This window comes from Zarconia sp. (assembly GCF_057467645.1).
The window spans coordinates 22,232-31,260 of sequence record NZ_JBRJXU010000140.1 but is presented as its reverse complement, the minus strand read 5'-3'; the positions used below and the strand labels follow the sequence as shown (position 1 = coordinate 31,260).

General features: G+C 51.7%; 6 protein-coding genes. 3 read left to right on the top strand and 3 right to left on the bottom strand.

Annotated features, from left to right (window positions below; translation table 11 throughout):
- Window positions 1–745: 745 nt before the first annotated feature.
- Entirely contained in the window at window positions 746–1,792 is a 1,047-nt protein-coding gene (locus AC2215_RS21625) for a Fe(3+) ABC transporter substrate-binding protein (RefSeq protein ID WP_486812086.1), read from the bottom strand.
- A gap of 640 nt (window positions 1,793–2,432) precedes the next feature.
- Between AC2215_RS21625 and AC2215_RS21620 the strand changes: the two genes are divergently transcribed.
- The gene (locus AC2215_RS21620; protein WP_486812085.1) at window positions 2,433–2,801 is read left to right on the top strand and encodes a DUF2784 family protein; all 369 of its coding nucleotides are present in this window, start codon (window positions 2,433–2,435) and stop codon (window positions 2,799–2,801) included.
- Window positions 2,802–3,120: 319 nt separating this feature from the next.
- Here the strand turns inward: AC2215_RS21620 and AC2215_RS21615 are convergent, their stop codons facing one another.
- Entirely contained in the window at window positions 3,121–3,930 is an 810-nt protein-coding gene (locus AC2215_RS21615) for an ATP-grasp domain-containing protein (protein ID WP_486812084.1), read from the bottom strand.
- Between the two features lie 2 nt (window positions 3,931–3,932).
- Window positions 3,933–4,598 (bottom strand): RNA-guided endonuclease InsQ/TnpB family protein, encoded by a 666-nt coding sequence (locus tag AC2215_RS21610; RefSeq protein WP_486812083.1) that lies wholly within the window; start codon window positions 4,596–4,598, stop codon window positions 3,933–3,935.
- Window positions 4,599–4,710: 112 nt separating this feature from the next.
- Between AC2215_RS21610 and AC2215_RS21605 the strand changes: the two genes are divergently transcribed.
- Both AC2215_RS21605 and AC2215_RS21600 read left to right on the top strand, forming a co-directional pair.
- Window positions 4,711–6,567 carry a PP2C family protein-serine/threonine phosphatase gene (locus AC2215_RS21605; RefSeq protein ID WP_486812082.1) on the top strand — a complete coding sequence of 619 codons (1,857 nt, stop codon included), beginning with the start codon at window positions 4,711–4,713 and terminating at the stop codon, window positions 6,565–6,567.
- A gap of 1,190 nt (window positions 6,568–7,757) precedes the next feature.
- On the top strand, window positions 7,758–8,909 hold the full coding sequence (locus AC2215_RS21600) for a DUF1822 family protein (protein ID WP_486812081.1): 1,152 nt from the start codon (window positions 7,758–7,760) through the stop codon (window positions 8,907–8,909).
- Window positions 8,910–9,029 lie beyond the last annotated feature (120 nt).

Genomic DNA, 9,029 nt, shown 5'->3' with positions numbered 1-9,029 from the left:
GGAATCGGGATGAAGTACTTTGCTCCCCTGCAACCAGATGTAGCCAGTGCGATCGCTTCGCTCATCAAGAGGCTTGCCAACCGCCCGAATCTCACCCAGAGTCGGCATCCCGTCGACGTCGCGGTCGCAAAACTGACGTTAATTTAAAGTCTGGCGCGGGATGTATAGCCGTATTCAGTCCCGTTAGGACAATAGTGCGCGCCGCGCGTGCGTGAGCACAAACATCTTGCTCGCGTTTCCAACGATACGATTGTTGGAAGTGTCCTAACCACAGTGAATACCGCTATAGCAGTCCCTTGACGGTTGGCAGGGGAAGCTGGGTAAGAAAGCCCGAACGATGGATGTTTCATCAAGCTTTCTATCCGTCGAGATTGCGTGAGGAGTGTCATGGGGATCTGGTATTGGATATCGATTCGGTATCGATCGTCAATGGTTTGAGGGCGGTTACGGCGCAACTAGTGCCGCTACGGGTCATTAAAAATGCAAAATGCAAAATTAACAATGCCTACCGTTCATAGCTTTCAGTTGTTGAGAGCTGGTCAGTTATTTTTGCCACGTTGCACTAGAGGCTGCAACCGCTGACATACTGCTGCGAGTGTCCCTCAGGGGAAACCCAACGTCCAAACTTAATGACACAGCCACTCAATAAACTGAGTCTTGAATGTAAGACACAGTGGAAGTCATGGGAACGATTAAGGACGATTCAAAAGTAGCCCGTTGACTCGCAATCGCCTGAAATCCCAACTTAGCTAGCCCAGCCCGACTGTTCCATCAACCGAATGGCGGTGTCAAAATTTTCGCCGTACTTCGATACGTTCACCGGGTCGCTTGTAAACTGACCCAAGCGATTCAACATCGGATCGATCGCCACTCCTTGAACGGCAGGATATTCGTTATTACCTTCGGCAAAGTAGGCTTGAGCTTGCGGGGTGGTGAGATATTCGAGGAACGCGATCGCCGCTTCTTTATTCGGTGAATGCTTGAGCAAACCGCCACCGCTGACGTTGACGTGAGTGCCCCGTTCTCCCGAACCCTGATTGGGGAAGAAAATACCCACTTTTTCCACCACTTCCCGATCTGCGGGATCGTCGGACTTCAGCAAGCGCATGTAGTAGTAACTGTTGGCGATCGCAATATCGCCAATCCCCTGGGCACAGGCTCTAATTTGACCCGTATCGTTACTTTCTGGCGTCCGGGCGAAGTTGGCAGTCAAACCTTCGAGCCATGCCTGAATTCCCGCTTCACCGTGGGCGGCAATCAACGATGCCACCAGAGAGCGATTGTAGATGTTGCTCGACGGGCGGATGAGAATCTTGCCGCGCCACTTGGGATCGGCTAAATCTTCATAGCTGGAAAGCTCGGAGGGGCTGACCCGATCTTTGTTGTAGAAAATCACCCGCGCCCGCTTGGAAAAGCCGAACCAGTGACCGTTCGGATGACGTAAATTCGCAGGAATTTTGCGGTTGAGCGTGCTGGAGTTGACCGGCTCGAATATACCGGCGCGATCGGCTTTCCAGAGGTTGCCTGCATCGGCCGTGAGCAGGATATCCGCCGGACTGTTATGACCTTCGCTCTCGATTCCCTCGATGAGTTCCCCCGCTTTCCCTTCGACGAGATTAACCGACCCGCCGGAGAATGAAGTATAGAGGGCTTCGTCGGTATTGTAGTGGCGAGAAGAGTAGAGATTAACCGGAGTGCCCTGGGCGCGGGCGCGGGGCAGCTTCCCCAGAACAATGGCAGTTAATGCCGTGCCACCCACCAAAAACGTTCGTCTTGTAACTTTAGCGTTCATGAATGTTCGTGTAAATAGTTATCGCTCCAATCCTCTGTTTAGGCACTGGAGTTGAGGTGTTTGGTCAAAAACTATTGACATTTATATGCAATAGCTTCTGAGACATTGAAGCATCAGCTGTCATTAATTGCAAGTTATTTTTATTTGTGAGTCTCCAAGTGTAGGGTGACCGGGTGTGGGGTGTAGGGTGTGGGGACGCTCCAGAGAGGGAGAGAAATTTGTAGGGTGGGCAGTTGTCCGGACCGGAGTTGTACGATTACATTCGCTATCGAACTGCCCACACACCCTGAGTCAGTTCAACCTTTAGCCAAAACCGCGATCGATGAGTTTCATATAATAGACAGTTGAAAGAAATAAAAAATTTAGCTCCTTTTCAGACCAAAGCTATACACGATGCTCTCTTTTACTTTTTTCACCGAATAGAAATCTGGTAGCTCTCAAAAATCCGATCGATTTCTATAGTAATTCTCAGTAGACGGAGGTACACCCAAATTCTATTTCCTATTCCCCGTTCCCCGTTCCCTAAAATCAGAAACTCTGTACCTCATGAGGCGCGAAAAGCGCTAGATACCGAAGTCATTAATTTATTTTCACTCTCCCCTTTGACCCTGAACCCTTCCCCCTTTTCTAGACCGGTCTAATGGCTCTTCTCAATCAGTTTGCATTAATTTCCCTCAAAGCATTTCATCTACTGACCCTTGTCTTTACAGTGTTCGGATGGCTGGTTCCCATTCCTCTCGCCTGGAAAATCCATCTGGTTCTGATTCCCCTCACTATCGGCCAATGGTGGCTCAATGAAGGCACTTGCATCCTCACCAATCTGGAAAATTGGCTGCGGGGTGAAGTTCCCGAGAAATCCCAGCAACAGGGGCAATTTATCAAAAGTTTGCTCGGTTTTTGCTGTCAACCCCTACCATCCGATCGAACGATTAAAATGGGTATCTACGCGGTGATGGGAACAGCCTGGATGCTGTCGGCATGGCAACTTTTACTTTGGATGCAGCGTTAGTGGGGCATTTTATTTATAGCGCTACGCGCTTAGGTTAGGACGTTCAGAAAAATGACCCACTACCCAGAGGGGAAGACGGAGATGATGGTGTCCTAAGGTATGTGCGTAGTGCTATAACGTGAGGCGCGGGATAAGGCTCTTGGAGTGGTGGGGCACTAAGGTGGATTCGGGTCATGTGTGGAAGTCGAAAGGAGTCGAACAACACCGGGAAAATTGGTCAACGGAGGTAGTCATGTGGGATTCTATTCCCCCACACCCCACACCCCACACCCTACACCCCACCCTCACCGGTCACTGTTTTATCCCGAACTGACGTTGTTTAATGTCCGCACCATCGATGAAATGCGCGGGAAAGACGTTCGTCAATTTCTCGGGCGAGATTGCCAATCCCGATATCGCGATCGACGTGAGAGTAGAGACCGTCTGTGTTGACTTCGAGCACCAGCCAGCGACCTGTTTCATCTTGGATTAAATCGGCACACCCGAACGAATCCAGAAGATGGGTGGCACTCAAAGCTTGGCGAGCTTGAAACTCCGCCGCCGGTGGGACATCATTTTCCATTTCATACCTGGCCCCGCGCGCGTGAGCGACAAAGACAGAGCGGTTCGTACCGGGCGGAAAACGTCTGGCATTCCAACCCAACGTTTCGCCGGCAACGCAGTACAACCGATAGACTTCGGGCACTTCCAGGCGAATAAACTCTTGCAAGATATAAGGACGCGGCCAATCCGGAGGAATCGGCATCCCCAGCTCTTGTAAGCGATGACCCGATGCACCGCTACCGGTGGGCCATTTGAGAACCCACTGACAGTGCGTTTCTGTACGAATCAGTTCCATCACCGCTTCTTCCGATTCGAGCAAATAGGTTTTAGGCGTGGCAACTTGATGACGATCGAAAACTTCCGCAAGTTTGCGCTTATCCGAAGCCCATTCAATCGCCTCCCATGGGATAAAACTGCGACCCGATGGCGGCTGCGGGCTTTCCCAACCGAGTAGGTAATTATATTGTGCGGGTGTGGTGCTAACTTCGAGATTCATCGCACCCGCCAAACGTCGTGCGTGTTCTGCAAAAACCCACGCTCCATCACCTGCGTTGAGAATCGTTGCCGTTCTGTTATACCTACCCAAAGCTACCCATCTCTATACAAATCTGGACTGTGGCGCTTACTTTCTGCTTCATCGTGGCTTCTCTCTGTCGAAAGAAGGGTTTGCCCACTCCACAGACTGTCACGGTGGAACTCACCGCCATCGGGAACTAAGAGCGTTCCGGTATCAATACACCCTTCGTACTTGATGGCAATGAACCACTCATCGGCAGTGCGACTGATGACGCAGTTATGCACGGCGGTCACAGGGAGAGGTTCGGAAAGTTTCACCCAACCGATGGATGGCAGTTTGATTCGCCGCCCATCATTTTTGATGCGAGGCTTCGCTTTCGTGCCTGATTCGAGGTAGAACGAATCGCCTACACCTTTTTTCTTGAACCGTGGCTGAGCCGAAACCTTGGAGAAGCAACGCTTCCAGGCAGTTCTCAAATCGGCTAACGCTTTCTGGGGAACGTTCTTATTCGTTTCGTAGTACCAAGGATTCTCAGGTTTGACCTGTGCAATCAGATGCTTGTGCAAGTCGATTGCCGATGGCACTTTAACCGACTTGTCAGTTTCACGCAGTTTAAGAATTTCTCGGATGAGGGCATTTCCCCAGTTGTCAGCGTGACGGGCTGTTCCCGCTGCCTTACGAAAAGCAGTGCGCTGTTTGTTGTTCGGTTCTAATCGGGTTTTGAATGACAGTAACATTTTATTGCTCGCTCCCCCCAGACCCAATGCTGTCGATCGCTGTTCTCGATTTCATCGGAAGGTATATGATTGAGAAATCTGTTAAAACCTCAATAGCTCAGAGTATATAAAAATGTTGCTCAATAAAGTTAGCGATCGCCAAAGCCGTTCTAACTTTGAAAGACGGCGATACCTCTGGGCTATGGGAGAACTCGCGGCCAAAATTCCACCCAGCCAAGTTATCGCCGATCGATATCGAGTGGTTACCCCTCAAGTTTGGCTCGATACGCAGCCAGAGCTGCCACCTCAATTTCCCGATCCGATTCCCGAAGTCGTCGAGCCGTACTTGCACCTGTATCCCCTGCGGTTGCACGTGCCGATCGCCTTCGGTACCTGTCAGTGGGCCAACGACGGCGCTCAAGTGCTGCTGCTCGAAAACGCACCGATCGATCCTCAGGGGAATCTCTACCCCACCCTGTCGCAAATGTGGAGCACCGCGTCACCGGTGCGTCGAGCCTACTGGCTGTGGCAAATTCTGCAACTGTGGACGCCGCTGGTGGAAGCGGGCATGGGGGCGAGCTTACTCGACGAAAATAATATTCGCGTTCAGGGATGGCGGGTGTGGCTGCTGGAACTTCACCCCTCAACGTTGCAACATTCCCTCAAAGATTTAGGGCGGACGTGGTCGACTCTAGTGCGGGATGCAGGGGAAGAGCTCGGGGAATTCCTGCGGGGGATTTGCCAGCAAATGCGCGATGGCGATCGAATCGATGCGATCGCCCCTAAACTCAATACCTGGTTACTCGAACGCGCGGCCGAGCTACCCCTACACGTTCGGGTGGCCGGAGCAACGGATACCGGTCCGGTGCGCAATAAAAACGAAGATGCCTGCTACCCTACGGCGTCGGATTTGCGAGCCAAACAAGAATCCCCTCACGACGAACTCATCCCCAACCTAGCAATTCTCTGCGATGGCGTCGGGGGTCACGAGGGGGGTGAAGTCGCCAGCCAGATGACGGTACAAGCCCTCAAATTACAGATGCGGGCATTTCTCGCGGAAATGGTGCGAGAATCGACCCCGATTCCCCCCGATGCCATTTGCGACCAGTTGGCGGCGATCGTGCGGGTGGTGAATAATATTGTCGCCGCTCAAAACGATTCCCAAGATCGAGCATTGCGACAGCGCATGGGGACGACGCTAGTGATGGCATTGCAGGTTCCCCAGAAAGTGAGAACCCAAACCGGCGAAACCCTCGAAAATGCCCATGAGTTATACCTGACTCACGTTGGTGACAGCCGTGCCTATTGGATTACGAGAGAATACTGCCAACAACTCACCGTCGATGACGATGCGATCTCCCGCGAGGTGCGCTCTGGCCGCAGTCTCTACCACCAAGCCCAGCAACAGAAGCATTCTGGAGCGCTCACCCAAGCTCTGGGCACCCGGGATGGCGATTTGCTGCGCCCGACGATTTCTCGATGGATTATCGAAGAAGATGGGGTGCTGCTGTTGTGTTCCGATGGGTTGAGCGATCGAGATGGGGTCGAGCGGTATTGGTCGCGATTCGTACCGGCGATTCTCGATGAAGAACTCTCCATTGATGCGGCGGTCGATGAGTGGATTCAACTGGCGAACGAAACCAACGGACACGATAATACGTCAATCGTCCTGACTTACTATCGCCTATCTCAACACCCGACGGAGAAGGTGAGGTTGTTCGAGCCGGGTCAACCATCGACAGACATTGCACCACCGGAGTCGGAGATGTCGGAAGCCTCCAAAGTCTTGCTCTACGATCGCCCAGAATCCTCTCGTCGCCGTCGCCGCCGCCCAAATCCACCTGCCTGGGTCACCATTGTGGGGGTTTTGGCAGCACTGGCACTGAGTGCGGCAATCGGTTGGCTAGCGATGTCCCAACTTAAACCCAAACAAACTCCACCCGAACCCGTTGCTCCGACTCAATCTCTACCCCCTGCTGATGGGGAGTAGTTGGTGATGGAGACAAGGGGACAAGGTGACAAGGGGACAAGGGGACAAGGTGACAAGGTGACAATTGGGAGAAAGAGAAGATAAGGGGGAAACGGGAGAATTGGGAGAAACGGGAGCAAGATGCTCCCACTGTTGACTCTTCCCCTGCCCCCGAAGCTTTCGAAGCCCCCGAAGCCCCAAAAGCCTTTTGCCAAAAAGAACGCGGGGGGGTGCATAAAATGACACGATCGAACGTAGTATTATACAAGTGTGTTATTTAAGGAGAAGGGTGGGTAAATATCGGCTCACCCAAGCGAACGTTCCTACCCAAGCGTCAAAAGAGTGTTGATACTGCTGACCAACCGGATATTTTGTAAATTCTTCTGTAGAATGAATTGAGAATAACAGGTGGTTGTGTGAGTTATCTGCTCTTGAAGTGTGTTTTCAACTCCTGTACGTCTCGATATCGCGTTCTCCGTTGTCTTGCGTAAAGTTCGGGTCAGAGCCAATTTTAGCATTAGGCACGGATAACCGCTTTCCACTTGGGTCTGACTTAGGTCTAATATTTTGTGAGTGAATTTCTCATCGGTAGAATCTTTGATTGTTGAAGTAAAATTGACGATATTAAATATCGGTTTCTTGGGTGAAAATCGAAGATAAACTTGGAGTCCGTAGAGAAATTTAACCACTCGAATCGATCTAAGTCGATCGAGGCTGTTAAAAATGAGAAATTACCAAGAAAATCCCGATCGAATCCTGAAAAGTTAGACATTTTTGGACGATCTACATATTGACTCTCTAAGATCGTGAGTGAAGTCCTTCATCGCTTGTTCTGGAGAGCCTGGATTCTCTAAAGTCTAAATTTTCAGGTTGAACCGAATTCATTGACCCGTTAGCATTTCCTTGACCCAATGACTTCAGCAAATTGAGGGTTTTAGATTATCGTACTCGATAAAACCTCGTTCGGACTCGCCATACTCTTTAAAGTTCGGATAAACTCGAACGGTGATTTTTAAAGTTGAGGTATGAAAGCAAAAAAAATCAAGAACGAAAACACAAAGCGTGCATATTTTAGTCACTTCTCACCTAGTTAAAAGTACAAGTACAGATTCGAGAAATCGCAGTCCGGTTACTTCCGTAAACTCTGACTCTTGCCAGTCGATGATGTAGTCTCGAACGAACCCCACGTTTCCCCCCATAGGAGCATTCTCATGACGTTCTTATTTGCCGAACCTACTCAAACCTGGCTCGAAATTTCCCCAGCCGTGCAAACTCGCTCTTGGGAGAAAAGCCAGCAGTTTTCCCACCCCGTCGGTCGCTGGCAAGCGTACCTCGACCAACTTTGCTTAGACATATTTCTACCCTGGCTCAAAGCAGAGTACGCACCGGCTGCGGTTGCCACCTTCCCCGAAACATCGTCTCCAAGGGAAATCGTGGCCGGATGTAGCCTCACCCTCGGCAATCGGCGCATCGTTCTCATTCCCACGGACACCATTGACGAAGACGAATTACGGGTTCCCCGAGAATGGCTCGACGTGCCCGACTGGACTGCGGATTACTATCTCGCCGTACGGGTGGACTTAGACGAAGGTTGCCTGGCCATTTGGGGCTGGGCAACTCACGCTCAACTGACATCTCAAGGGGAATACGACGATTTCGATCGCACCTACAGCCTCTCGGGAGACGAACTGAGTGCAGATACGAGCGTGGTGTGGACGGCGATCGAACTCGGCGTCACGGAACAAACCCAAGTCGCCGTGTCTCCCCTACCGGAGGTGGACGAGGTACAAGCTCAAAATCTGGTGCGGCGTTTGGGCAATCCGGAACTGGCAACCCCCCGATTGGAGGTTCCCTTCGAGCTGTGGGGAGCGCTTTTAGAGTCTGAAGACTGGCGGGGGCAAATCGCCCGACGGCGGCGGGGCGAACCCATCGTCGAAGCCCAGAATTGGTTTAGCGGTTTGTTCGATGCCACTTGGCAGTCCGTGGAATCTCTCTTTCCCGCATCGGAGAATTTAGCCTTTCGCTTCCGTCGGTCGGCAATTGGGGTGGTACGACCGGTGCGACGGGTCAAACAACTCGAACTCGGCGGCACGTCGGTGGCGGTTTTGGTGGAAATGAGTCCCGAAGCCGACGATCGCATTGGGATTCGGGTTCAACTGCATCCGAGTCCGGGGGAATCTCATTTACCCTCGGATCTGAGCTTAGCCCTATGCTCGCCAACCGGCGCCCCCCTGCGGGAGATTCAATCTCGGGCGCGGGATAATTTCATCCAACTGCCCCGGTTTAAATGCGCCTCCGGCAGCTACTTTTCCGTTCGCGTTACCCTAGAAGATACCAGCGAGATCGAACATTTTGCCATCTGATAGAACTGGGACACTTCGGCGAAACGGAGGGTACATCTAAGATCGAGACCGATCCGAAGTCTCTAAAAGTCTCGAATCTTGAGGGGATAAGGTTCGTTGCGTCTTCACCCGACTCTGTTC

Coding starts and splice junctions, on each gene's coding strand:
- AC2215_RS21625 (WP_486812086.1), bottom strand. CDS start 1,792: ATGAACGCTAAAGTTACAAGACGAACGTTTTTGGTGGGTGGCACGGCA.
- AC2215_RS21620 (WP_486812085.1), top strand. CDS start 2,433: ATGGCTCTTCTCAATCAGTTTGCATTAATTTCCCTCAAAGCATTTCAT.
- AC2215_RS21610 (WP_486812083.1), bottom strand. CDS start 4,598: ATGTTACTGTCATTCAAAACCCGATTAGAACCGAACAACAAACAGCGC.
- AC2215_RS21605 (WP_486812082.1), top strand. CDS start 4,711: ATGTTGCTCAATAAAGTTAGCGATCGCCAAAGCCGTTCTAACTTTGAA.
- AC2215_RS21600 (WP_486812081.1), top strand. CDS start 7,758: ATGACGTTCTTATTTGCCGAACCTACTCAAACCTGGCTCGAAATTTCC.